This is a genomic window from Billgrantia zhangzhouensis (assembly GCF_021404465.1).
In the GTDB taxonomy this organism is placed as follows: domain Bacteria; phylum Pseudomonadota; class Gammaproteobacteria; order Pseudomonadales; family Halomonadaceae; genus Halomonas; species Halomonas zhangzhouensis.
On sequence record NZ_JABFTT010000004.1, the window covers coordinates 239030 to 264469 of the forward strand.

At 63.2% G+C, this 25440-nt stretch carries 20 protein-coding genes; 16 read left to right on the plus strand and 4 right to left on the minus strand.

Annotated elements, in window-relative coordinates:
- Nucleotides 1–32: 32 nt before the first annotated feature.
- From HOP51_RS06610 to lipB, 3 genes are all read left to right on the plus strand, one after another.
- A complete protein-coding gene (locus HOP51_RS06610) occupies nt 33–1244 on the plus strand; it encodes a D-alanyl-D-alanine carboxypeptidase family protein (protein WP_234273152.1) in 1212 nt (403 codons plus the stop codon).
- A 70-nt stretch (nt 1245–1314) separates the two neighbouring features.
- Nucleotides 1315–1629, plus strand: coding sequence for an HP0495 family protein (locus HOP51_RS06615; protein WP_234273153.1), 315 nt, complete (start codon nt 1315–1317; stop codon nt 1627–1629).
- A complete protein-coding gene (lipB, locus tag HOP51_RS06620; protein ID WP_234273154.1) occupies nt 1629–2330 on the plus strand; it encodes a lipoyl(octanoyl) transferase LipB in 702 nt (233 codons plus the stop codon). Before HOP51_RS06615 ends, lipB begins: the two co-directional genes overlap by 1 nt.
- Nucleotides 2331–2405: 75 nt before the next feature.
- Here the strand turns inward: lipB and lipA are convergent, their stop codons facing one another.
- Both lipA and HOP51_RS06630 read right to left on the minus strand, forming a co-directional pair.
- Nucleotides 2406–3461, minus strand: coding sequence for a lipoyl synthase (gene lipA, locus HOP51_RS06625; protein ID WP_234273155.1), 1056 nt, complete (start codon nt 3459–3461; stop codon nt 2406–2408).
- Nucleotides 3462–3630: 169 nt separating this feature from the next.
- A complete protein-coding gene (locus HOP51_RS06630; protein ID WP_234273156.1) occupies nt 3631–4620 on the minus strand; it encodes a LysR family transcriptional regulator in 990 nt (329 codons plus the stop codon).
- Between the two features lie 38 nt (nt 4621–4658).
- Between HOP51_RS06630 and HOP51_RS06635 the strand changes: the two genes are divergently transcribed.
- From HOP51_RS06635 to HOP51_RS06665, 7 genes are all read left to right on the plus strand, one after another.
- On the plus strand, nt 4659–5696 hold the full coding sequence (locus HOP51_RS06635) for an ATP-binding protein (protein ID WP_234273157.1): 1038 nt from the start codon (nt 4659–4661) through the stop codon (nt 5694–5696).
- 127 nt (nt 5697–5823) lie between these two features.
- Nucleotides 5824–8274: a DUF3141 domain-containing protein gene (locus HOP51_RS06640; protein ID WP_234273158.1), complete on the plus strand. Its 2451-nt coding sequence runs from the start codon at nt 5824–5826 to the stop codon at nt 8272–8274.
- A gap of 279 nt (nt 8275–8553) precedes the next feature.
- Nucleotides 8554–11181 (plus strand): type I DNA topoisomerase, encoded by a 2628-nt coding sequence (gene topA, locus HOP51_RS06645; RefSeq protein WP_234273159.1) that lies wholly within the window; start codon nt 8554–8556, stop codon nt 11179–11181.
- Nucleotides 11178–11642, plus strand: coding sequence for a DUF6586 family protein (locus tag HOP51_RS06650; RefSeq protein ID WP_234273160.1), 465 nt, complete (start codon nt 11178–11180; stop codon nt 11640–11642). The genes topA and HOP51_RS06650 overlap by 4 nt, the downstream gene beginning before the upstream one ends.
- Before the next feature lie 285 nt (nt 11643–11927).
- Nucleotides 11928–12359: a hypothetical protein gene (locus HOP51_RS06655; protein ID WP_234273161.1), complete on the plus strand. Its 432-nt coding sequence runs from the start codon at nt 11928–11930 to the stop codon at nt 12357–12359.
- A gap of 358 nt (nt 12360–12717) precedes the next feature.
- A complete protein-coding gene (locus HOP51_RS06660) occupies nt 12718–13332 on the plus strand; it encodes a L,D-transpeptidase family protein (RefSeq protein WP_234273162.1) in 615 nt (204 codons plus the stop codon).
- A gap of 192 nt (nt 13333–13524) precedes the next feature.
- On the plus strand, nt 13525–13788 hold the full coding sequence (locus tag HOP51_RS06665) for an Lpp/OprI family alanine-zipper lipoprotein (RefSeq protein WP_149326529.1): 264 nt from the start codon (nt 13525–13527) through the stop codon (nt 13786–13788).
- A gap of 126 nt (nt 13789–13914) precedes the next feature.
- Here the strand turns inward: HOP51_RS06665 and HOP51_RS06670 are convergent, their stop codons facing one another.
- Together HOP51_RS06670 and mfd are read right to left on the minus strand one after the other, a co-directional pair.
- Nucleotides 13915–14997, minus strand: coding sequence for a L,D-transpeptidase family protein (locus HOP51_RS06670; RefSeq protein ID WP_234273163.1), 1083 nt, complete (start codon nt 14995–14997; stop codon nt 13915–13917).
- 202 nt (nt 14998–15199) lie between these two features.
- Nucleotides 15200–18649: a transcription-repair coupling factor gene (mfd, locus tag HOP51_RS06675; protein WP_234273164.1), complete on the minus strand. Its 3450-nt coding sequence runs from the start codon at nt 18647–18649 to the stop codon at nt 15200–15202.
- A gap of 234 nt (nt 18650–18883) precedes the next feature.
- Between mfd and HOP51_RS06680 the strand changes: the two genes are divergently transcribed.
- The 6 genes from HOP51_RS06680 (at nt 18884) to nqrE (ending at nt 25401) form a co-directional block, all read left to right on the plus strand.
- The gene (locus tag HOP51_RS06680) at nt 18884–20347 is read left to right on the plus strand and encodes a glyceraldehyde-3-phosphate dehydrogenase (RefSeq protein ID WP_234273165.1); all 1464 of its coding nucleotides are present in this window, start codon (nt 18884–18886) and stop codon (nt 20345–20347) included.
- Nucleotides 20348–20713: 366 nt separating this feature from the next.
- Entirely contained in the window at nt 20714–22063 is a 1350-nt protein-coding gene (locus tag HOP51_RS06685; protein ID WP_234273166.1) for a Na(+)-translocating NADH-quinone reductase subunit A, read from the plus strand.
- Entirely contained in the window at nt 22063–23289 is a 1227-nt protein-coding gene (locus HOP51_RS06690) for an NADH:ubiquinone reductase (Na(+)-transporting) subunit B (protein ID WP_234273167.1), read from the plus strand. The genes HOP51_RS06685 and HOP51_RS06690 overlap by 1 nt, the downstream gene beginning before the upstream one ends.
- Nucleotides 23290–24102, plus strand: coding sequence for a Na(+)-translocating NADH-quinone reductase subunit C (locus HOP51_RS06695; protein WP_234273168.1), 813 nt, complete (start codon nt 23290–23292; stop codon nt 24100–24102).
- A gap of 11 nt (nt 24103–24113) precedes the next feature.
- Entirely contained in the window at nt 24114–24782 is a 669-nt protein-coding gene (locus HOP51_RS06700; protein ID WP_234273169.1) for an NADH:ubiquinone reductase (Na(+)-transporting) subunit D, read from the plus strand.
- A 1-nt stretch (nt 24783) separates the two neighbouring features.
- Nucleotides 24784–25401 carry an NADH:ubiquinone reductase (Na(+)-transporting) subunit E gene (gene nqrE / locus HOP51_RS06705; RefSeq protein ID WP_159552935.1) on the plus strand — a complete coding sequence of 206 codons (618 nt, stop codon included), beginning with the start codon at nt 24784–24786 and terminating at the stop codon, nt 25399–25401.
- The last annotated feature ends 39 nt before the right edge of the window (nt 25402–25440 follow it).

Consider the following 25440-nt stretch of genomic DNA (forward strand, 5'->3'; position numbering starts at 1 on the left):
CCTTGACCTTTCTCGACGTAGCGATGAGACCCATGCCCATGCGAGTGCTGCTTTTCCGTTTCCGTGCGCGGCTTCTACCGTTGATGCTGTTTAGCCTGCTACTGGTCGTTTCCCAGGCTCTGGCCCAGGCGGTACCCACGCCCCAGCCTCAGGCGATGATTCCGGCGCCGCCGCAGATCGCGGCGAAATCCTGGATTCTCATGGATGCCGACAGCGGCAGGGTGCTGGTAGAGCACAATGCCGACGAGCGCCTGCCGCCGGCCAGCCTGACCAAGCTGATGACCGCCTATCTGGTCGAGCGCGAACTGAATCGTGGCAACATCAACCTCGACGACAGGGTGCGCATCAGCGAGAACGCCTGGCGTACCGGAGGGTCCAAGATGTTCATCGAGGTCAATACGGATGTCTCTATCCGTGACCTGCTGCACGGCATCATCATCGCCTCGGGCAACGACGCCAGTGTCGCCGTGGCTGAGCACCTGGCGGGCGGCGAAGCGCCCTTCGCCGACATGATGAACCAGCATGCATCGCGCCTGGGCATGCACAACACGCACTACGCCAACGCTACCGGCCTGCCGCATCCCGAGCAGTACTCTTCCGCGCGGGACATGGCGATCCTGTCGCAGTACATCATCAACGACTATCCCGAGCACTACGCCGCCTACTCCGAGAAATACTTCACCTATAACGACATCCGCCAGCCCAACCGCAACCGCCTGCTATGGCGCGATCCGACCGTGGATGGCCTCAAGACAGGCTGGACCACCGAGGCCGGCTATGGCCTGGTGGCATCCGCCAAGCGCGACGACATGCGCCTGATCTCGGTGGTAATGGGAACCAGTTCGGAGGAGGCGCGTGCCCAGGAGACCCAGAAACTGCTCAGCTACGGCTTTCGCTACTATGAAACCCTCAAGCTCTACGACCAGGGGGCGGTACTGAATTCTCCGCGTATCTGGGGCGGCGAGAAGAACGAGCTGCGCGTCGGCGTCGACCGCGATGTCACCATGACGCTGCCGCGGGCGCGCAACCAGGAGCTCAGTGCGCGATTGGACATTCGCCAGGACCTCACCGCACCGATCAGTCTCGGCGACCGTGTGGGCACCCTGGAGGTGCGCCTTGGCGACGAAGTCGTCGGCGAGCAACCGCTGGTGGCCCTCGAGTCGATCGAGGAGGGCGGCCTGTTCAAGCGGTTGTTCGACCAGGTACGGCGCTTCTTCAGCAACCTGATCGGCGGGTGGTTCTGACGGCGTCTTGGTCGCCGGGCAATAGTTGAGTAGAATACTCGGAAATAGCTTTCGAGACCTGAAGAGAACCATGTCACACGACAAATTGCGCGACCTGCGCCGGGCCACCGCCACAAGCGGCCCGGCGTCGGCGCCGACGATCAGCTTTCCGTGCGATTACCCTATCAAGGTAGTAGGGGATGCCGCCGAGGATTTCACCGCCATGGTGTGCCAGGTGGTGCTGCGCCATGACGCCAGCTTCGATGCCTCCAGCATCCAGGTGGTGGAGAGTCGCAACGCGCGTTTTCAATCGGTACGGCTGACGCTGCGTGCCACCGGTGAGGTCCAGCTCAAGGCACTGTTCGAAGAGCTCAAGGCCACCGGGCGCGTACACATGGTGGTGTAATGTCCGATCGACGGGGCGCGAGTGCGCCGATCGTGCTCCTGTGCCTGGGACGTCGTCCCTACTTGCCGGTCTGGCAGGCCATGCGTGAGTTGACCGACGGCCGCGATGGGACCACCCCGGATCAGTTCTGGCTGGTGGAGCACGATCCGGTATTCACCCAGGGGCAAGCGGGGAAGCCCGAGCACCTGCTGATGCCGGGCGACATTCCCGTGGTGCAGACCGATCGTGGCGGACAGGTGACCTACCACGGTCCGGGGCAGGTCGTGCTTTACCCGCTACTCGATGTGCGCCGCTGCGGGATCGGCGTGCGTGAGCTGGTCACGGCGCTGGAGCGTGCCGTGATCGAGCTGCTTGCCGAGTACGGTATTGAGGCCCATGCCCGCCCCGATGCCCCTGGGGTGTATGTCGGCGAGGCCAAGATCGCCTCGCTGGGGTTGCGTATCCGCCGTGGTGCCAGTTTCCATGGTGTTGCCCTCAACGTGAATGGCGACCTCGCGCCGTTCCAGCGTATCAATCCCTGCGGCTATGCCGGCATGGCCATGACGCGTCTGGCCGATCTCGTCGATCAGCCGCTCTCCAGCGAGCGTGTCGGCTTGCGGCTTGCCGATTGCCTGGCGTTGCAATTGAGACGTAAGCTGATCTCGGCCGGGGCGGCGACACTGCCTGCGCCGCTTGCCGTGAAAGAAGCGGGAGCCGATTGAGCGCAGAGAAAAGGCGACCGCAAGGGTCGCCTTTTTTGCATGCTGCGCCATTGGCCCGCCAATGGCGATGGTATCTCAGCCGAGGTTGATCGCCTGGATGCGGTTGGGGTCAGGCGCCTGGCCTGGTACCTCGGCCGGCGCGGCCAGCCCCAGGTTGTTCTTCTCGAAGACCCGGTCGGCGCGATAGCTGGAACGTACCAGAGGCCCGGAAGCCACCTCCATGAAGCCTTTTTCCAGCCCCAACTGGCGATAACGCTCGAACTCTTCCGGCGTGACCCAGCGCTCCACCGGCAGGTGGTTGCGCGTGGGACGCAGGTATTGGCCGAGCGTGACGATATCCACGTCGATGGCGCGCAGGTCGTCGAAGGTGGCGAGGATCTCCTCATCGGTCTCGCCGAGCCCCAGCATCAGGCTGGTCTTGGTCAGCACGTCGGGGCGATGGCGCTTGGCATGGGCCAGTACGTCGAGCGTCTTACGGTAGCCAGCGCGTGGATCGCGCACGTAATGGGTGAGGCGTTCCACCGTCTCGACGTTCTGGGCAAACACCTCGAGGCCGGAGTCCACCACTCGTTCGATGGCGGCCGGGTCGCCGTCGAAGTCGGGAGTGAGCGCCTCGACCACTACCGCTGGCGTATTTGCCTTGATCGCCCGGATGCACTCGGCGTAGTGCGTCGCCCCGCCGTCGGCCAGGTCGTCGCGGTCCACCGAGGTGAGCACCACGTAGCGCAGCCCCATCAGCTCCACCGACTTGGCGGTGTTGGCCGGCTCCTCGCTGTCCAGCCAGCCGCGCGGATTGCCGGTGTCTACGGCACAGAAACGACAGGCGCGGGTGCATACCGAGCCCATCAGCATGATAGTCGCCGTACCGTTGCTCCAGCACTCGCCCATGTTGGGGCAGTGGGATTCGGCGCACACGGTGCTCAGGCGATGCTCGTTGACGTTGCGCTTCACCGCCTCGAAACGCCCGCCGCCGGGGATCTGCGCACGCAGCCAGTGTGGCTTGCGCCCCGGTTCCGGACGCTCGTCGACCTGGCTGCGCTGCAGCTTGATACCGTCCTTGATGGCGGCGAAGCCGTGTTCGGTGCGGAACTTGGCGCCGCTAGGCACGCGTTCTGAGGTGTTGTCGCTCATAGGGTGTGAGCCCCTCCACTCGGCGGCTGCCAGAACCATGCCGCGGTGCGCCTCGTTACGGGCGGCAGCAGGCCACATGGCAGGCCATTGATACGATAGTCGCAGGCCCGTAATCTACCATATCCGCGGCTGGCTGGCACAGCGGACGCAGCGTGCGACTAGGTGGGACTCAGCCCGGGGCAATGGGTAGGCAGACCACGCCGTGGTCGGGCATCGGCCGTGGCGGCGCCTTGAAGTGCGCTTCGATCTCGCCCAGCCGCTCGCGCACGAAACGCAGGAACAGCTCGGTCACCGGGGTGGGAAAGCGATCGCGAGGATAGACCGTGCACCATGAGCGGCGCAGGGGGAAGCCCGGCAGAGGCAGCTCGGCCAGCAGCCCCGCACCCAGTTCCAGGCGCACGGCTAGCCGAGGCAGTACCGCCACACCCAGGTGTGCCATCACGCCCTGCTTGATCGCCTCGTTGGTGCCCAGCTCCATGGTATGCTGAAGGGCGACGTCCTGCTCGGCAGCGAGCTGCTCGAAAGCGGTGCGTACCCCTGAACCCGACTCGCGCATCAACAGGTAGTGTCGGGCCAGGTCTTCCAGCGTGGGGGCATGGGCCTCGAGCAGCGGATGACCGGGCCAGACGATGGGGATCAGTTCGTTTTCGAGGAATGGCATGAACACCAGCCCGTCGTCGTCTTCGGGGACCATGGCCATGATCACCAGGTCGTCGCGGCGGGCTGCCAGCCGCTCGAGAGCCTGGCTGCGATTGCACACCTGCAGGCGTACCTGCACGTTGGGATAGTGGGCACGGAAGCGGGCCACGAGATGAGGCACCACGTACTGCGCCGTCGAGACGGCTGCCAGATTGAGTTCCCCAGAAATCGTGCCGTCCATGTCGGAGAGCGTCATCTGTAGGCGCGAGACCTGGCCGAAGATGGCCTGGGTCGAGGCCGCCAGCGCGTCGGCCGCCGGCAGCACGTGTAGGGTCTTGCCGGTGTACTTGAACAGTGGCTGGCCCAGGGCCTGCTCGAGCTGGCGGATTTGCGCGCTGACCGCCGGCTGGGTCAGGCCCAGCAGTTCGGCGGCTCGCGAGTAGGACTGCTGACCGTGCACGGCCTGGAAGACCTGTAGCTGGCGAAAGGTCAGGCGGTTCAGCAGCCTTGGCATCGTCATCGATCAATCCGCAAGCAAGAAGGGTGCAGGGAGGCCCGTTGAAGACCTCTTTTCATGCTATCACCGCCGACGACCAGGGTCATGTCGGCGGGGCCGATGGTGAATCACGCTCCTTGCATGGGGCCTATGACGATGTGCTGCGCCAGGGCCGCTGGCGTGGTGTCATGCTTGCCGGCAGTGGCCTTGCGGCACTGCGTGCCGGTCAGGCCTGTACCGAGCTGGAGCTGGCCTGGCACGACAGCGGCGGTGCCATGGATGAGGCCCTGGTCGAACGTGCCCGGCGATGGGGCTGCGATGCGCTGCATCCCGGCGAGGCGACGGCCGAGGAGCAATGGCACCTTGCACGCTGCAGCTCGCGTTCGGGGTTGGCTTTCATCGGACCACGTGAGTCTCTCATCGCGGCCATGTGCGATGACGATGCCGCCCGCCAATTGATGCGCGAGGCGGGGCTGCCCCTGGGAGAGATGTCGGAGCAGGCGTTGCGCGTGCACTTGCCGGTACTGGCCGACAACCGTGGCCAGGCGCTGGCGTTGGTCGAGCATCAACTGCTCGGAGCGGCTTTCGCCATGGCGCCGAGCGAACGGCTGACCCCCGAGCAACGCGCTTACCTCGGACAGCTCGCCGTGCAGGGCGCTCGTTTCCTGGGGCTGGTCGGCCTGGCGACACTGAGTTTCTCGCTGGCCGAAAATCGGCTGGGTTTCGTTGGCATGCGCCCGGGCCTGACGGGCTATGAAGGTCTGGCCGAGGTACTGACTGGGCTCGACCTGGCGGTGGAGCAGATTCGCCTGGTGGCGGGCGAACGGCTCAGGCGTCCCCGCGTGGGGCACATGGGGCACGGTCCGGGCCGGCCTGGGCAGGCGCGTTGGCGCCTGCTCATGCCGGGCGGTGGACAATTGGGTGGTGGGCCCGGCGTCAGGCTCGACCGCCCCACCCCGGAAGTGGGCGAGGCCGAGATGCGCCTGCTGATATGGGGGCGAGACGGCACGGAGGCCCGCCGCCGCGAGCATCGAGCTTTGACGGAGTGGTATGGGTGTCCGGCTGGTATAAGCGGAGACGACGATGGAGCGGGTGGGTAAGCGCTTCACAAAAAATCGACAAAACGGCTGCATTGCAATAACGTAGGGCGTACTATGCTTGCTGCATCGCAGCATACTTTCTCCTTCCGCTGCCGAAACCTGATAGCGGAGACAACAGGAGCCGAGCATGAACGCCCCCTTGCCGACACCCCCGACAGAAGCTCTCAGCTTCCTGGATCCATTCGGCTTCGGTCGTGCCGCCTTCGATTACTGGCGGGACGCCGTCGAACGCAGCGTGCTGTACATGGACGTAATGCGCGAGCGTGGCAACCAGTACCTCGAGCACATCGAGAAGACCAAGCCCAATGTGTTGGGCTTCGATGCTGAGGTGGTGATGGACGGTCGCGAACTGCCGCGGCCGGTCAACTACGAACTGATGCAGATTCTGCCTCCGACCGGTGTCGAGGTCGATCTCCAGGCGCGCCCCTTCGTGGTCATCGACCCGCGAGCCGGGCATGGGCCGGGCATCGGTGGGTTCAAGCCCGACAGTGAGATCGGCGTCGCCCTGAGAGCGGGGCATCCCTGCTATTTCATCGGCTTTCTGCCTTATCCCGAGCCCGGTCAGACGGTGGAGGACGTGGTCGAGGCGGAGATTGCCTTCCTGCGCCGTGTGGTCGAGCTTCACCCGGAATCCTGCGAGAAGCCGATGGTCGTCGGCAACTGCCAGGCGGGCTGGCAGATCATGATGGCAGCCTCGCTCGAACCCGAAGTCTTCGGACCGATCCTGATCGCCGGAGCGCCGCTCTCCTACTGGGCCGGCGAGCGGGGCAAGGCGCCCATGCGCTATACCGGCGGCATGACCGGCGGCAGCTGGATGACGACCCTGGCCAGCGACCTGGGCGATGGCCTGTTCGATGGCGCCCTGCTGGTACAGAACTTCGAGCGTTTGAATCCGGCCAATACTTGGTGGGACAAGCAGTATCGGCTGTATGCCAACGTCGACACCGAAGCCGAGCGCTACCTCAACTTCGAACGCTGGTGGGGTGGCCACGTGGTGCTGGGCGGCGAGGAGATCCAGTACATCGTCGACAACCTGTTCGTCGGCAACCGACTCTCCACCGCACAATTGGTCACCTCGGACGGTCGGCGCATCGACCTGCGCAACGTACGTTCGCCGGTGGTGGTGTTCTGCTCACAGGGCGATGACATCACGCCGCCGCCCCAGGCGCTGGGCTGGGTCAGGGATCTCTACGGCGATACCGACGACATCATCGCCAGCGAGCAGACCATCGTTTACTGCGTGCACGACAGCACCGGTCACTTGGGCATCTTCGTGTCGAGCAGCGTATCGCGCAAGGAGCATGCCGAATTCACCGCCAATATCGATTACATCGACGTGCTGCCGCCGGGGCTTTACGAGACCACGGTGACCAGTGCCAAGGAACGTGACGATGCCGAACTGCTCGAGCGCGACTACCTGCTCGAGTTCAAGGCGCGCTCCATCGAGGGACTCAGCCGCGACGTATTGCATCATCGCGAGGATGACGACAGGCGTTTCGCCACCGTGGCGCGGCTCTCGGAAATCAACCTGGGGCTCTATCGGCTGTTCGTGCAGCCCTGGATCCGGGCCGTGATCACTCCGGAGGCGGCTCGCCTCATGCGCCGCCTGCATCCGATCCGGTTGGGCTACAAGCTCCTTTCCGATCGCAACCCCCTGTCCGTGCCGTTGCCGGTGCTGGCTGAATGGGTGCGCGAGGATCGCCATCCGGTGGCCGAGGACAACCTCCTGCGCACCATGGAGAGGGCCGTGTCGGAGCAGATATCCCGTGGTCTGGATACTTGGCGCGATATTCGCGATCAGAGCATCGAGCACACGTTCCTGACGGTGTATGGCCAGCCGCTGTTGCAGGCCATGGTCGGTCTGGGTGGCGACGGCCATGTCCACCGCCGCCAGCCCGGCAGCGAGCCGGAGCATCGCCGTTTCATCGAGCGGCGCCAGGACGAGCTGCGCCAGCGCGTGGCAGAGGGCGGCATCCATGAGGCCGTGATGCGCTCGGTGATCTACGTGCTGGGCGGTGCCCCTACGACCGATGAGCGCAACTTCAAGCGTCTGCGCGCCTCGCGCGCCGAGTTGGAGCCAGCCAGCAGCCTTTCTGATTTCAAGCACCTGGTGCGTGAACAGTTCTTCATTCTCAAGCTCGATCGCGAGGCGGCGCTGGGCGCGATTCCCCAGTTGCTGATGGGCGAGCGGGCCGAGACGATCCGTGCTTCGCTGGAGCATATCGAGCATGTCCTGGCGGCCAGCGGCGAACTCTCCGAGCATGCCCGTAAGCGCTATGAGCATATCCAGGCGCTCTTCGGCGAGGCACTGGAGCGTGTCGATCCGGCGGAGCGCCGCCGGGCGTTGGCCGATCTGCACGAAGAGGTGGCGATAGGCGCCAGAGCGGAGGTTGCGGCGCGTAGCGAAGTAGAGGGTCTTTTCCAGGCAGAACCCGAGGCGGGGCAACCCGATCGAGCCAGCCGCTCCGCCGGCGCCAAGGCATCAGCCAGGAAGGTGCGGAAGCCGACTTCCAAGTCGCAAGCCGATAGCCCATCCGACACCAAGAGTGAGACGACCCGAAAGCCGCGCAAGCGCTGAGAAGTCCCATGGCGGTAATTCAGCGCCTCTGACGCTTACGGCAGGGGCGCTGCGCTTTTTGGACAAGCGTCATGTCAGCTACCGCGGTGTGGCTGACTTGATGCTACTTTCACATTGCTGCTTTACTCCCGCCATGATGGAAGCGACTGGCGCGAAACGGGTTGCTGGGGTAGGGTAAGCGGATTTTTCACCCCGCGAGGAGCGTTCGCCGCTAATTCAGGGCGGGCCGGAACCGTCAGGTGGGGCCCAAGAACCTCGCCGTGCAGAATGTGGAGCACTATGGGCAAGTCATTGGTCATCGTCGAGTCGCCGGCCAAGGCCAAGACGATCAACAAATATCTCGGCAACGACTTCATCGTGAAGTCGAGCGTGGGGCACATTCGCGACCTGCCGACGAGCGGCTCGGGCAAGGCCGCCTCCGACCCCAAGGAGCGCGCACGCCAGGCGGCGGCGACCCGCAAGATGTCCCCGGAAGAGAAAGCCGAGTACAAGAAGCAGAAGGCCAAGGAACAGCTCATCCGGCGCATGGGAATCGATCCGGAGCATGGTTGGAAAGCCCACTACGAAATTCTGCCCGGCAAGGAAAAAGTGGTGGCCGAGCTGCAAAAGCTCGCCGAGAAGGCCGATGCCGTCTATCTCGCAACCGACCTTGACCGCGAAGGGGAGGCGATCGCCTGGCACCTCAAAGAGACCATTGGCGGCGAGGACGAGCGCTATCGTCGCGTGGTGTTCAATGAGATCACCAAGAATGCGATCAAGGAGGCGTTCAAGGAGCCCGGTACGCTCAATATTCCTCGCGTCGAGGCGCAGCAGGCACGGCGTTTTCTCGACCGGGTGGTAGGCTTCATGCTGTCACCACTGCTGTGGGCCAAGATCGCCCGCGGGCTCTCTGCCGGCCGTGTGCAGTCGGTGGCGGTGCGGCTCATCGTCGAGCGCGAGCGCGAGATTCGCGCCTTCGTGCCCGAGGAGTTCTGGGACGTGCATGCCGATCTCGTATCGAGCGAGGGCGAGCCGGTACGCTTCGAACTGGTGCGCCAGCACGGCAAGGCATTCCGGCCCACCTCGGAAGCCGAAACCCTCGAGCGTATTGCCGCGTTGCGCCAGGCATCGCTTGCCATCACTGCCCGGGAAGACAAGCCGACGCGTTCGAAGCCGGGCGCTCCTTTCATCACCTCGACCCTGCAGCAGGCCGCCAGCGGTCGCCTGGGCTTCTCGGTGAAGAAGACCATGACCCTGGCCCAGCGTCTCTACGAGGCGGGCTACATCACCTACATGCGTACCGACTCCACCAACCTGTCACAGGATGCGGTGGCCATGGCGCGCGAGCATATCGAGCAGGAGCACGGCAAGCGCTACCTGCCCGAGTCGCCTAATCGCTATTCGAGCAAGGAGGGGGCTCAGGAGGCGCACGAGGCGATCCGTCCCTCCGACGTTAACCGTCGCGCCACCGACCTTGCTGGAATGGAGCGTGACGCCGAGCGCCTTTATGACTTGATCTGGCGGCAGTTCGTGGCCTGTCAGATGACGCCTGCCGAATACCTCTCCAGCACATTGACGGTGGAGGTCGACGGCTATGAACTCAAGGCCAAGGGGCGGGTGCTCAAGTTCGATGGTTACACCCGGGTGCTGAAGCCGGCCGGCAAGAATGAGGATCAGGCCCTGCCGGATCTCGCTGAGGGTACGCCGATGAGGCTCGAGGCGCTCGACCCCCAGCAGCACTTTACCAAGCCGCCGGCTCGCTACACCGAAGCGAGCCTGGTCAAGGAGTTGGAGAAGCGCGGGATCGGTCGTCCTTCCACCTATGCCTCGATCATTTCCACCATCCAGGATCGTGGCTACGTCAAGTTGGAGAGTCGACGCTTCTACGCCGAGAAACTCGGTGACATCGTCACCGAGCGGCTCAAGGAGTCCTTCCCCGACCTGATGGACTACTCCTTCACCGCGCGCATGGAAGACAGCCTCGACGAGGTAGCCGAGGGAGAGCGCAACTGGCGCGAGCTGCTCGATGCGTTTTATGCCGAATTCCGCGAGGAGCTGGAGTCGGCGGAGAGCGAGGAGGGCATGCGCCCCAACCAGCCGGTGCCCACCGATATCGATTGTCCCACCTGCGGCCGCAAGATGCAGATCCGCACGGCCTCCACCGGGGTGTTCCTGGGCTGCTCCGGCTACAACCTGCCGCCCAAGGAGCGCTGCAAGACCACCATCGACCTGCTGCCTGGTGACGAGGCGGTGCCCGCCGATGCTGGCGAGGAGGCCGAGACCCAGGCCCTTCGCGCCAAGCATCGCTGCCCCAAGTGTGGTACGGCGATGGACAGCTACCTGATCGACGAGAACCGCAAGCTGCACATCTGCGGCAACAGCCCCGACTGCGATGGCTACGAGATCGAACAGGGCAGGTTTCGCATCAAGGGCTACGAAGGCCCCACGATCGAATGCGACAAGTGTGGCAGCGAGATGCAGCTCAAGTCGGGGCGTTTCGGCAAGTACTTCGGCTGTACCAATGAGGCGTGCAAGAACACGCGCAAGCTGCTGCGCAGCGGCGAGGTCGCACCGCCGAAGATGGATCCCATTCCGATGCCCGAGCTAGCCTGTCAGAAGGTCGACGATCATTACGTACTGCGCGATGGTGCCAGCGGCCTGTTCCTGGCTGCCAGCAAGTTTCCGCGCAATCGCGAGACGCGGCCGCCTCTGGTGCGGGAGCTGAAGGCCCACGCGGGGGAGCTGCCAGAGAAGTACCGCTACCTGCTCGATGCGCCCAGTGAGGACTCCGAGGGGCGTCCGGCGCAGATCCGCTATTCGCGCAAGAGCAAGGAGCAGTTCGTCATGACCGAGGACGAGGGCAAGGCGACCGGTTGGCGAGCGACCTTCGAGAACGGCAGGTGGCAGGTGGAGGACAAGCAAAAGTGAATCCGCGAGCCCGTACCAACCAGCTGCTCTACCAGGCCGAGCTGATGCTGGACGTCGCTCCCGGCGACGACGAGCATGCCGAAGCTCGGCGCATGGCGAGCGAAGAGGCGGCGCTGGCTTTGACCGAGCTGGCGCTGGAGTCGTTGCTGCGTGAGGTGACCGAGCATGCCCAGCTGGCGCGACACGACTGGCGGGAACTGCTCGGCAGCGAAGGGGCGGGCATCGCCGAACTCCATCGCCTGCGAGAACTCGCGGCCCGACCGGAGAGTTGGCTTGGCTGGCTGCTTCAGCGAATCGAGGCGCTGCATGACAGCGCTGGCGCGGCACGCCGCCGCAGCGCTGCCTATACAGGGCTCATCGCGGTGGGCAGCAGTGCGGCGCTGGGCGACGAGCTGCGAGCCTGCCTGCAGGAGGCCAAGCGCGAGATAGCCTCGCTACGCGAAACCAGTGAGGAGTGGTAGCCGCCACCCCTCGCAACGCCTTACGCTATCGCACCGTGATGGCACCGCAGGTAACCACCGCTTGACGTAAGTCAAGCGTCGGGAGCGGGCTTTGGCTAGAGTGAAAGCAAGGCCGGTCGTCAAGGCTGGCCGAGCGATACTCGAAAGGGGCTCGCATGCGCTTTTCAGGAATCTGGCCGGTGGTGGCGAGAGAACTTTCTCGAAGCGCTCTCGGTGGGCCATGAAGCCGAGGTGCGTCGTATCGCTCGCGACATGCAACGACAGGAAGATTATTGAGGAGGTCCCATGTCGGATCAACTGCTCTCTCCCAAGATGCTGGGCTACTGGACGCAGGATCAATTGCGTGAGGCTCCGGACGAATCGGGAATCTTCTGCGTCTATCGCGCGGCACGCGATCCTGAAACCAATGAGATGGAGGTGCAGGAACTGCTCTATGTCGGCGAGCATCGCAGTGCGCGCTACGGGCTGGAGCATCATCCCGATTGTGACGAATGGCATGCCTTCCTGCAGCCGGGCGAGGAGCTCTGGTGCTCCGTCGGCCTGGTGGGCCACGCCAACCGCGAGCGCCTTGCCGCGGCAATGATCAATGCCCACAAGCCGCGCTTCAACAACCACAGCCAGTATCGCGACCATTTCCCTTTCGACGAGACCACGGTGCACGTCTACGGCAAGAAGGACAAGCTGCAGAGCATTTTTACCGTGGAGCCCGGTGCTTAGAGCCTAGACCGACCGATGCCTTCGCGGGACAGTCCGGCGGAGGCCTTTTTCATACGGCGGTAGGGGCTGGTCGCGATCTCATGCTGGCCGATGGCTGACTAAGGCAGGCAAATGTTTCGTATGGAGGCGGCTTCATCTGAGTGATTCGCCGCGCTGGCCTGTATGGCTCTATGTGGCGGCGCAAACATCTAGCGCACAAGTAGTTTGGGCGATGAAATTAAACGCAATGTAGAGCGGGAGTCTCGCTTTCCAACCTGAGCTGATTGCTCAGGCTCGGTTACGTTAAGTGAACTGACAGTCGTCTACCGATGCGTTATAAGACGCTTAGTCGCGTATCGACCAACCGCATGAGGAGCCGATGAGATCCGTTTCCCGCCGCCGCTTTGGTCAGCTAGCCTTGCTGGCACCCTTCACTCTGATGATGGGACGTGAAGCACATGCCAACCTGATCGAAACCCTGCTAGCGCGTGCCCATGTGCCGCGTCACGCTGACGAAACGTGGATTCTCGTTGACGATCGCGAGTCGGCGCTGAGCGTCTATCGCGGTAATCTGCTGCTAGAGCGCTTTGCTCCCATTTCGCTGGGGCGGTCGGGGGCGAGTATCATGCGCACCCAGGGTGGCAACGTGACGCCGAAGGGGGAGTTCCGCGTCAATCGCTTCAATTGGGAGAGTGACTGGCACATTTTCGTCGGCCTGGATTATCCTACGCCATCTCATGCGCGCATGGCGTTGGAATCAGGGCTTTACACGGAGCAGGATTACGCAGATTATTTCGCCTACTATCGGCACCATGGTTATCCACCCCAGCGGACCGTGCTGGGAGGCTTCATCGGTATCCACGGTGTCGGTAGGGGGGACCCGGAGGTTCATGCTAGCTATCACTGGACTCAGGGCTGCGTGGCGGTGACCGACGAGCAGATCGAAAGGCTCTCTGAGCTAATCGACATTGGCACTCGCGTCGTCATCCGCTAGGCTCAAGATACGCAAGGGACGTTTCGAGCTATGGACAAGCGCCGTAGGGTATTATAAAACAGCGTTTGACTCCTGTGCTTGGCAGCAGTCGCTGCAAGAAGTCCTGCATTGAGCAGGGGAGCCTGGATCTCAGGCATCATTAACGCCGCTGTACTAACTGTGCAGTACCAAGGAAGACTCAAGGAGAACATCATGACTCTGAAGACCACCCTGAAGCTGACCGCCGCTGCTGCTTCTCTGGCCATCCTGGCTGGTTGTGCAAGCAATGCTGCTCTGGATGAAGTCCGCCAGACTGCTGAAGCTGCTCAGGCCGACGCTGCAGAAGCTCGCAGCATCGCCACTCAGGCTCAGAACACCGCCAACCAGGCTCAGCGTGACGCCCAGGCGGCTCTGCAGATGTCCGAGCAGAACCGCGAGGAAATGAACCGCATGTTCCAGCGCTCCATGCAGAAGTAATTCTGCTGGGCGCCGCATCGCCCTTGGGTGATGGCGGTTCTGCAATGAGAAAACCCCGCCTAGGCGGGGTTTTCTTGTTTCGGTACATATTCCAGCATGTCGTTTCGTTGCTCCCCCCGATGGGGATCAGTGACGGTAGGCCTCGAGCTCGGTGAACAGTCCTGAAACCTGGCTGACCTCGATTTCAGAGAACAGCCCGTCGTTGAGTTCTTGTTCGTGGGTGTCGATAGCGGGAGCCGGTTCCTCTTCGGCGGCCTGCAGCAGGGAGACCACGCGGCCATTGGGGGTTTCTACCACGCGTCGCAGTTGAGCATAATCGATCGGCGGGTGCTCCTCACCAAAGGCATTGGCCACTACTTCCATGGCGTTGAGAATCGGTTCGAAGGTGCCCTCGTTCTCCTCCAGCATGGGGAAGGATTGAGCGTAAAGTACACCGTCCGCCGACCAGGCGACCTTGAACGGCTGGTCGATGAGGTTGACCTGAGTGCCGCTCGGCACGCGCTCGTAGAGCGACTCGATATCCTCCGGGAACATGCGGATACAGCCGCGGCTCGCACGCATGCCGACACCGTCGGGGCGGTTGGTGCCATGGATCAGATAGCTCGGCAGGCCGAGCAGGATGGCATGCCGGCCCAAGGGGTTGTCGGGACCCGGTGGCACCACGGCGGGAGGCGGCTCGCCACGGGCGGCTGCTTCCTCACGCATGGAGCGCGGCGGCGACCAGTGAGGGTCCTTCACCTTGACGGTAGTGCGGGTCACGCCCATGGGAGTGGCAAAACCGTCACGACCGATGCTGATGGGGTAGGTTTCGACGATACCGGGCTGGGAGTAGTAGTACAGGCGCATCTCGGAAAGATTGACTACGATGCCCTCACGTGGGGCGTCCGGCAGGATGTGCTGGGCCGGGATCACCACTTCGGTACCGGGACGAGGTGCCCACAGGCTCACGTCTGGGTTCGCCATGCGCATCTCTTCATAGCCGGCATTGTGGCGACGGCCAATGTCTAGCAGAGTTTCTCCCTCTTCGACGACGACCGTGTAGGCCTCGCCGATCACGTTGCCTTCATCGGGCAAGTGGTAATGACCTCTGGGCAGTTCCTGGGGGCGATCGGAGCCCTCCTCGGCAAGGGTCGTCGTTGCCAGCAGGACTGCGATACCGAACAGGGCAGCGCCAAGACCGATGCGCCTGGGCAATGTCGGATTCTTCATCAACGTCTTGATCTCATCATAAGGTCGCTGGGCGGTATGCCTCACGCAGAGGCAAAGGCCGCTTGGCGACGGTCATACGCCTGCCATGCGAGGCGGCGTCGGGGTTCGTGTCGAGGCTGCGACAAGACACATGCGCATAGTATAGCGTTCCCGTCACTAGCGGGAGTCCCACCACGGTGACGAAGGAGGTCGCCTTGCTCTTTCAGGCGGCCTGGGCCTTGCGGTTGAGGGCATCCAGTAACTGCTCGACGGCCTGAAAGCGGGCTTCCTCCCTTTCCATGTCCGCTTCGAAGCGCAGGGTGTCGGCGCCGTCGAGCCGATAGCGCTGCGGCTCGGCCTGGATCATCTTGACCAGCGTCAGCGGGTCGACCCGTGTCTGGCCTCCGAAGATAACCCGGCCGCGCTGCGGGCCGGCCTCCAGGCGCGTGATACCCAGGCGTTCGGCACGCTGGCGCAGGCGGGTCTGGCGCATCAGAGTCTTGACCGCCGCCGGCAGCAGCCCGAATCGGTCGATCATCTCCACCTGTAGTTCCTTGAGCTCGGCCTCGTCGGCGGCGCTCGCGATGCGTTTGTACATCACCAGGCGCTGCTGCACGTCGGGCAGGTAGTCGTCGGGTATGAGGGCAGGCAAGTTGAGGCTGATCTCGACGCCATCGCTCAGTGGTGTCTCGATGTTGGGCGTCTTGCCCGCCCGGATCGCAGCTACGGCGCGATCGAGCATCTCCATGTAGAGGGTATAGCCAATGGCTTCCATCTGGCCGCTTTGCTCCTCGCCGAGTAGCTCGCCAGCACCGCGGATCTCCATGTCGTGGCTGGCCAGGGTGAAGCCTGCCCCGAGATCTTCGGCGGCGCCGATCGCCTCCAGGCGCTTGACGGCATCCTTGGTCATGGCCCGTGGCGGCGGGGCGAGCAGGTAGGCATAGGCTTGGTGGTGGCTTCTGCCCACGCGACCGCGCAGTTGGTGCAACTGGGCCAGGCCAAACTTGTCGGCGCGCTCGATGATGATGGTGTTGGCGCTGGGTACGTCGATACCGGTTTCGATGATGGTGGAACAAACCAGCACGTTGTAGCGCTTGTGGTAGAAGTCGGACATCACCCGCTCCAAGGCGCGTTCAGGGAGCTGGCCGTGGGCCACCGCGACACGTGCTTCGGGTACTAGGTCGCGGATGATCTCGGCGGCGATCTCGATGGTCCTGACCTCGTTGTGTAGGTAATAGACCTGCCCGCCACGCAGGATCTCGCGCAGGATCGCTTCCTTGATGATCGACTCGTCGCGCTGCTGGACGAAAGTCTTTACCGACAGGCGGCGTGCCGGCGGCGTGGCAATGATCGACAGGTCGCGAATGCCGCTCATGGCCATGTTGAGCGTACGCGGGATCGGCGTGGCGGTGAGGGTCAGGATGTCGACCTCGGCGCGCAGCTCTTTTAGGCGCTCCTTCTGGCCTACGCCGAAGCGGTGCTCCTCGTCGATGATCAATAGGCCCATGTTGGGCAGCTTCATCGATTTCGACAGCAGCTTGTGGGTGCCGATCACGATGTCGGTCTGGCCGTTCTCGATGCGCTTGAGCGCGGCCGCCTGACCCTTGCCGGCGGTGAAACGCGAGACCAGCTCGATCTGCACCGCCGTATCGGCGAAGCGGTCGCGGAAGTTCTCGTAGTGCTGTCGGGCAAGCAGGGTGGTCGGAACCAATACCACTACCTGGCGCTCCGAGTGCACGGCGAGGAAGGCGGCGCGCATGGCGACCTCGGTCTTGCCGAAGCCGACATCGCCGCATACTACGCGATCCATCGGCCTGGGTGCGGTCATGTCGCCGATCACCGCGGCGATGGCGGCACGCTGGTCGGGCGTTTCCTCGAACGGGAAGCTGGCGGCGAAACGGGCGTACTCCTTGTCGGGCGGGGCGCAGGCAAAGCCTTCGCGGGCCTCACGACGAGCATAGACATCGAGCAGTTCGGCGGCCGTGTCGCGGATCTTCTCGGCCGCCTTGCGGCGTGCCTTGTCCCATTGCTCCGAGCCCAGGCGATGTAGCGGGGCAAGCTCATCATCGGCGCCGGCGTAGCGCGAAATGAGGTGCAGGTTGTCCACCGGGACATAGAGCTTGGCGCCGTCGGCGTACTCGAGTGCGACGAACTCCGCGGCTTGGCCGCCGGCCTCCAGGCGTTCCAGGCCGCGGTAGCGGCCGACGCCGTGGGTCTGGTGCACCACTGGGGTACCCGGGCGCAGCTCGGCCAGGTGGCGAATGGCCAATTCGCCCATGTCGGTCGCCTTCTCGCGGCGACGGCTCTGGCGCACGACGTCGCCGAAGAGCTCCGTTTCGGTGATCACGGCGATGTCGGGCTGCTGTAGCCATAGCCCGGTGCCGACCTCGCCTGCGGTGATGGCCAGGCGCGAGTCGTCCTGGCGAAAGGCATCGAAACCCTCTGTGTGGGGGAGTTCCAGGTGCAGCGGAGCCAGGGTTTCTTCCAGCGCCTCGCGACGGCCACGCGATTCGGCAACGAACAGCACGCGTGTGTTGCCATGCTCGCCCAGGAAGCCCTGTAGTGCGGCCAGCGGCTGCTTGGCACGGGCATTGACGGCCACCTCCGGCAGGGGGCGGGAGGCTGTCTCGAGGGCATGAGGATGCTTGCGATCGGCGGTCAGCTCCACACGTGGGTGGCGCTTGATGGCGGCGAACACCTCGGCGACGGGAATGAAGGCCCGGTGGGGTGGCAGCAGTGGCCGGGTGGGATCGACACCGAGATTCTCATAGCGGCTCTCGATGGCTTGCCAATGGTGTTCGGCGGCGGCGAAGGCCTCGGGGAGGAGTGCCACCCGGGTGCCCTCGGCCAGATGGTCGAACAGCGTAGCCGTTTCTTCGAAGAACAGCGGCAGATACTGTTCCAGGCCGGGAGAGGGAATGCCCTTCAAGGCGTCGACATACAAGGGGCACTGGCGTGGATCGACGTCGAACAGGGTCTCGAAGCCTTCGCGGAAGCTGGCAATGGCACTGCGCGAGAGCGAATACTCATGCGCCGGCAGCAGTTCCACCCGCTCGACCTTGTCCTGGCTGCGTTGGGTGTCGGGATCGAAGCGGCGCAGGGTGTCGATCTCGTCGTCGAACAGATCGATACGTAGCGGGCTCTCACTACCCATGGGGTAGAGATCGATCAGGGCGCCGCGCAGCGCGTACTCGCCCGGCTCGTAGACCGTCTCCACGGCGCGGTAGCCGGCACGTGACAGGCTTTCGCGAAGCCCTTCGCGATCCAGCCGCATGCCCACTTCGAGAGTGAGTACCCGGCCGGCAATGTACGCCACCGGAGGCAGCCGCTGCATCAGGGTGTTGATCGGTACCAGTACGATGCCGTGCTCGCCATCCTGGAGCCGGCGCAGGGTGCGCAGGCGCGCCGAAACGATGTCCTGGTGTGGCGAGAAGCTGTCGTAGGGCAGCGTTTCCCAGTCGGGAAAGGGCAGCACGGGAACCTTGGCATAGAAATGCAGATCGTTCTCGAGGCGCTGTGCGCTGGCGGTATCGGGAGTGATGACCAGCAGCGGTGCATCGTCGGCCAGGTGGGCCAGGGCCAGGGCGGCCGCACTGCCAGGCGGAGTCTGCCAGTAGAGGGTTTCGCGAGTTCCCGTTGGGCGGGGCGGATCGAGCGGCGAGAATGATTGCATGATGTCGTCGGGACGCTTCTGGAGTCGTGTGTGCTGGCCGTATAGGCCGTTCGCAATGCCAGGCTGGGAGCAATGGCTTGAACAAAGGAGAATCATACCAGCCCTATGCGGCGCTTGTAGTCAAGCCGCGATTCCTGTAATCCCCCTACAGCGCCTGCGACCATCCTTCGATTGCCCCACCGAAACGCGAACGGGATAATGGGCCTGAATTTTCGATTACCAGAGAGGCTTCACGTGAGTCAGCAACCCCTCGAGACCGTTTTTCAGGAGTGGCACGACAACCAGGCACTGGCCGAGCAGATGATTCCGCTAATCGGCAGCCTTTACCGCCACAACAACGTGGTCACCACCCTCTACGGGCGCTCGCTGTTCAATCGCTCGGTGATCCGTATCCTGAAGGACCATCGTTTCGTCAGGAAGGTTGAGGGCACCGAACTCTCGGTGCAGGATACCCTGCCGCTCGTCCAGGCCATGACCGAACTCAATCTCGGGCCTGCCCACGTCGACGTGGGCAAGCTGGGCGTGGCTTTCAAGAAGCGTGGCGGTGGCGATGCCAAGGCCTTCCTGCGCGAAGAACTCGCCGAGATCGTCGACGCTCACGATGCCGACGGCAACAACGGCCAGCCCAAGGACGTAGTACTCTACGGCTTTGGCCGCATCGGTCGTCTGCTGGCGCGCGTGTTGGTGGAGAAGGCCGGCGGCGGCAACCTGCTGCGCCTGCGCGCCATCGTCGTGCGTGGCCGGGGCGACATCGCCAAGGACCTGGAAAAGCGCGCCAGTCTGCTGCGTCGCGATTCCGTCCACGGGCCCTTCGACGGCACCATCAGCGTCGACTACGAGGCGCGGACCATCACCGCCAACGGCAACGTCATCCAGGTGATCTACGCCGACAAGCCGAGCGACATCGACTATACCGCCTATGGTATCGACAATGCCGTGGTAGTCGACAACACCGGTATCTGGCGCGACGAGGCGGGCCTGGGCCAGCATCTGGAGTGCAAGGGCGTGTCCAAGGCGCTGCTCACCGCGCCGGGCAAAGGCGATATCAAGAACATCGTATTCGGCATCAATCATGGCGATATTGCCGAGGACGATACCATCCTCTCGGCGGCCTCCTGTACCACCAACGCCATCGTGCCGGTGCTCAAGGTTCTCAACGACGAGTACGGTATCGAGACCGGCCACGTCGAGACGGTACACGCCTATACCAACGACCAGAACCTGATCGACAACTACCACAAGGGCGATCGCCGCGGCCGCAGCGCGCCGCTCAACATGGTGCTGACCGAGACCGGAGCCGCCAAGGCGGTGGCCAAGGCACTGCCCGAGCTCACCGGCAAGCTCACCGGCAATGCCATTCGCGTGCCGATCCCCAACGTTTCCATGGCCATCCTCAACCTGACCCTGGGCCGCGACACCGACGCCGAGTCGCTCAACGACTACCTGCGTCGCATGTCGATCGACTCCGCCTACCAGAAGCAGATCGACTACGTCGATTCACCCGAGGTGGTGTCTTCGGACTTCGTCGGCAACCGCCATGCCGGCATCGTCGATGCCAAGGCGACCATCGCCAATGGCAAGCAGGCGGTACTCTACGTGTGGTACGACAACGAGTTCGGCTACAGCTGTCAGGTGGTGCGCATTCTCCAGCACATCTCGAACGTGAACTTCCTCAAGTTGCCGCGCGTCCAGGCCTGAGTCCGGCCGAGGTCAATTCCGACCCAGTGGGTCGGGAATTCCTGACCTGAATCACTTTCCCATCATCCGAGCTGGTCCCGACATGGGGCTGGCTCGCTTCGCCCTGGGGCTCAGGGCGGCCTGAAACCAGAGCCTTTCAACGCCTATTGAACCCTTTCGAAGCCAGGCGTAGAGCGGCTTTATGCCCGCTTTTGCGACCTTAGGCCGTGTGGCCTTTGGTCGCGCTTGTCTTTATAATACCGGGGATTTTTTCGGGGTGGTCCGAAGTCCGTTCGGGCCTGACTGGTAACGTACTGACTCAACAAGAATTCGAATCCATTCGAACCCCTTTCCTTCGTATTTCCGATCCATCAACTGGGCGAGACTATGATCGAAGTCAAGAAAGGCCTGGATCTCCCCATCATGGGGGCGCCCGAGCCGCGCATCGAGGATGCGCGACCCGTGCGTCACGTGGCCATCCTGGGCACCGACTATGTCGGCATGAAGCCGACCATGGAGGTCCGGGAAGGGGACAAGGTGAAACTAGGCCAACTCCTCTTCACCGACAAGAAGAACGAAGGCGTACGCTTCACGGCGCCAGCCGCCGGTGAGGTCGTCGCCATCAACCGTGGCGAGAAGCGCAAGCTGCTCTCCGTCGTCATTCAGATCGACGAGAACGAAGAAGCGATCGAGTTCACGGCGCATGGGCGTGACAAGCTCGCGTCCCTCGAGCGCCAGACCGTTGTCGATCAACTGGTCGAATCGGGCCTGTGGACGGCACTGCGCACGCGCCCCTTCTCGCGCACTCCGGCCATCGACAGCGAGCCGGCCGACATCTTCGTCACCGCCGTCGATACTCATCCGCTGTGCCCCGACCCCGTCGAGATCATCAACGAGCAGGCCGAGGCCTTCGAGGATGGGCTCAAGGTGCTATCGAGTCTAACCCAGGGCAAGGTATTCCTGTGTACTGCGCCCGACGCGCGAATTCCCGGCGGCGACGTGGCCGGCGTGCAGGTAGAAACCTTCGGTGGTCCTCATCCGGCCGGTCTCGTCGGCACCCATATCCACTATCTGTCTCCGGTCGCGCTGCACCGTAAGGTCTGGCACATCGGCTATCAGGACGTGATCGCTTTCGGCAAGCTTTTCAGCGAAGGCCGGATCGATGTCAACCGGGTGGTGGCGGTGGGTGGCCCACGTGCCGAAAAGCCGCGTCTGCTGCGCACGCGAATCGGTGCCAGCACCGAGGAACTGTTGGCTGGGGAAATCCTCCAACCGGAAGATACGCGCGTGATCTCCGGCTCGGTGTTCTCCGGGTTTACCGCGGAGGGTGGACTGCGTTACCTGGGCCGCTTCCACAACCAGATCAGTCTGCTCGAAGAGGGCAACAAGCGCGCCTTCATGGGCTGGCTGTCGCCGGGCAACAACCGCCACTCCGTGCTGGGGATCTACCTGTCGAAGTTCAAGGGGCTCTCCAACTATGCGCCCAACACCTCCACCAATGGCTCCGAGCGCGCCATGGTGCCGGTGGGCGTCTACGAGGAAGTGATGCCGTTGGATATTCTGCCGACCCAGTTGCTGCGCTCGCTGATCGTCGGCGACATCGAGGTGGCCATGCAGCTCGGGTGCCTGGAGCTGGATGAAGAGGACCTGGCGCTGTGCACCTATGTGTGCCCGGGCAAGTACGAGTACGGTCCCATCCTGCGTGACAACCTCACCATGATCGAGAAAGAGGCCTGATGATGGGTATCCGACAGACACTCGACAATCTCGAACCGCATTTCCACAAGGGCGGCAAGTACGAGAAGTGGTACCCGCTGTACGAAGCGGTGGACACCATCTTCTATGCGCCCCCCAGCGTGACCAAGACCACGGCCCACGTGCGCGACGGTGTCGACCTCAAGCGCATCATGATCACCGTGTGGCTGTGCACCTTCCCTGCCATGTTCTTCGGCATGTGGAATGCCGGCTGGATGGCCAACGCCGCCATCGCCGACGGCTACGCTTCGATGGGCGGCTGGCGCGAAGCCATCCTGATGATCCTGGCTTCCGGCCACAACCCGGACAGCCTGTGGGCCAACTTCGTGCTCGGTGCGACCTACTTCCTGCCGATCTACCTGGTGACCTTCGCGGTCGGCGGGTTCTGGGAAGTGGTCTTCGCCGTCAAGCGCGGCCATGAGGTCAACGAGGGCTTCTTCGTCACCTCCGTGCTCTACGCCCTGATCCTGCCGGCCACCATCCCGCTGTGGCAGGTGGCGCTCGGTATCACCTTCGGTGTAGTCATCGGCAAGGAGATCTTCGGCGGCACCGGCAAGAACTTCCTCAACCCGGCGCTGACCGGTCGTGCCTTCCTCTACTTCGCCTACCCGGCGCAGATCTCTGGCGACGCGGTATGGGTGGCGGCCGATGGCTATACCGGCGCAACGCCGCTCTCCATCGCTTTCCAGGAGAGCATGGCCGAGCTGACCTCGCAGTACAGCTGGTGGGATGCCTTCATCGGCTTCGTGCCCGGTTCCGTGGGTGAGGTCTCGACATTGGCGATTTTGCTGGGTGCCGCGGTGCTGTTGTGGACCAAGATCGCCTCGTGGCGAATCATGCTGGGCTGCTTCATCGGCATGGCGGCGACCAGCGCGCTGTTCAACCTGATTGGCTCCGAAACCAACCCGATGTTCGCGATGCCCTGGTATTGGCATCTGGTCATTGGTGGTTTTGCCTTCGGCATGGTGTTCATGGCCACCGATCCGGTTTCCGCTTCGATGACCAATCAGGGCCGACTGATCTTCGGCGTGCTGATCGGCGTGATGACGGTGCTGATCCGTGTGGTCAACCCGGCCTTCCCCGAGGGCATCATGCTGGCGATCCTGTTCGCCAACCTGTTCGCGCCGCTGATCGATCACTTCTTTGTTCAGGCCAACATCAAGCGCCGTCTGCAGCGCACTGGTGTGCCGGCCGAGGAGACCGTCTAAATGGCACAGAGCAATAACACCATCAAGAAGATCCTCACGGTGGCGTTCGCACTCTGTATCGTGTGTTCGGTTATCGTCTCCACCGCTGCGGTGGCGTTGCGTCCGATGCAGCAGCTCAACGAAGAGCTCGACCGCAAGACCAACATCCTCAGCGTGGCCAACCTTTACGAGCCGGGCATGGATGTAGAGGCCGCCTTCCGCGAGATCACTCCGCGGGTGGTGGACATGCGCAGCGGTGAGTACACCGATGAGTTCGATCCGCAGACCTTCGACCACTTCCAGGCCGCCCGCGATCCCGCCACTGGGCGCGCGCTTTCGGGCGATCGCGACATTGCCGGCCTGACCCGTGTCGAGAACTTCGCCACCGTCTACCTGGTGGGCGATCCCGACGATCCCGAGCAGATCATCCTGCCCATTCGTGGCCAGGGCCTGTGGGGGTTGATGCGCGGCTACATGTCGGTCGAGGGCAATGGCAACACCATCGTCGGTATCACCTACTACGAGCATAGCGAGACGCCTGGGCTCGGTGCGGAGGTCAACAATCCGCGCTGGCAGGCCCAGTGGGAAGGCAAGCAGATCTTCGCCGATGCCGAAAGCGTGACACCGGCCATTCGCGTGGCACGGGGTAGCGCTGCCAACGAGCATCAGGTGGACGGCCTGTCGGGTGCCACCTTGACCTCCAATGGCGTCACCAACATGCTGCAGTTCTGGTTGAGCCCGGAGGGCTTTGGTGAGTACCTGGCGAGATTCCGCACAGGCGTCGAACCGGGCGAGGCTCAGGAAGCCGACGTCGAACTCGAAGCTGAAGCTTAAGGAGCCTGAAAATGTCCGCTGTGACTCCCAAGGGCGTCCTGACGACCCCGATCTTCAATAACAACCCCATCGCCCTGCAGGTACTCGGTATCTGCTCGGCGCTGGCGGTGACGACCAGCATGAGCGTGTCGCTGGTCATGTCCATGGCCGTTATCTTCGTGACGGCCTTCTCCAACCTGTTCGTATCGTTGATCCGGCATCACATTCCTTCGTCGATCCGTATCATCGTGCAGATGACGATCATCGCTTCGTTGGTGATCGTGGTGGATCAGGTGCTCAAGGCGTTCGCCTACGAGATGTCCAAGCAGCTCTCGGTGTTCGTCGGCCTGATCATCACCAACTGCATCGTGATGGGGCGTGCCGAAGGCTTTGCCATGCAGAACAGCCCGGGTCTTTCCTTCCTGGATGGCATCGGCAACGGCCTCGGCTACGGTTTCATCCTGATGGTCGTGGGATTCTTCCGTGAGCTGTTCGGCTCGGGCAGCGTTTTCGGCTTCTCCGTGCTGCATCCGGTGCAGGATGGTGGCTGGTACGTGCCCAACGGTCTGATGCTGCTGCCGCCCTCGGCGTTCTTCATCATCGGCCTGATCATCTGGGCGCTGCGTTCCACGCATCCGGAGCAGGTCGAGGCGAATGAGTTCAAGATGAAGGAAAACACCAAGCCGAAGGAGGCCGTGTAACATGGAGCACTATATCAGCCTGTTCGTCGCCTCGGTCTTCGTCGAGAACCTGGCCCTGGCGTTCTTCCTCGGCATGTGTACCTTCCTGGCGGTTTCCAAGAAGGTTTCGGCGGCCTTCGGTCTCGGCATTGCGGTCATCGTGGTGCTGACCATCTCCGTGCCGGTCAACAACGTGATCTACAACGCGCTGCTGGCTGAAGGGGCCCTGACCTGGACCGGTATCGCCGGTGCCGAGAACATCGACCTGTCGTTCCTGGGACTGCTTTCCTACATCGGCGTCATTGCCGCCCTGGTGCAGATCCTCGAGATGTTCCTCGACAAGTACGTGCCGGTACTCTACAACGCGCTGGGCGTGTTCCTGCCGCTGATCACCGTGAACTGCGCCATCCTTGGTGGCGTGCTGTTCATGGTCGAGCGCAACTACGGCTTCGGTGAGTCCGTGGTGTATGGCCTCGGCTCCGGCGTGGGCTGGGCGCTGGCCATTACCGCCCTGGCGGGCATCCGTGAGCGGCTCAAGTACAGCGACGTGCCGGGTGGCCTGCAGGGGCTGGGCATCACCTTCATCACCGTGGGTCTGATGTCGCTGGGCTTCATGTCCTTCTCGGGCATCCAGCTCTGAGGCGCGTTTCGGCGGTGTCCGCACCGCCGGACAACAGGT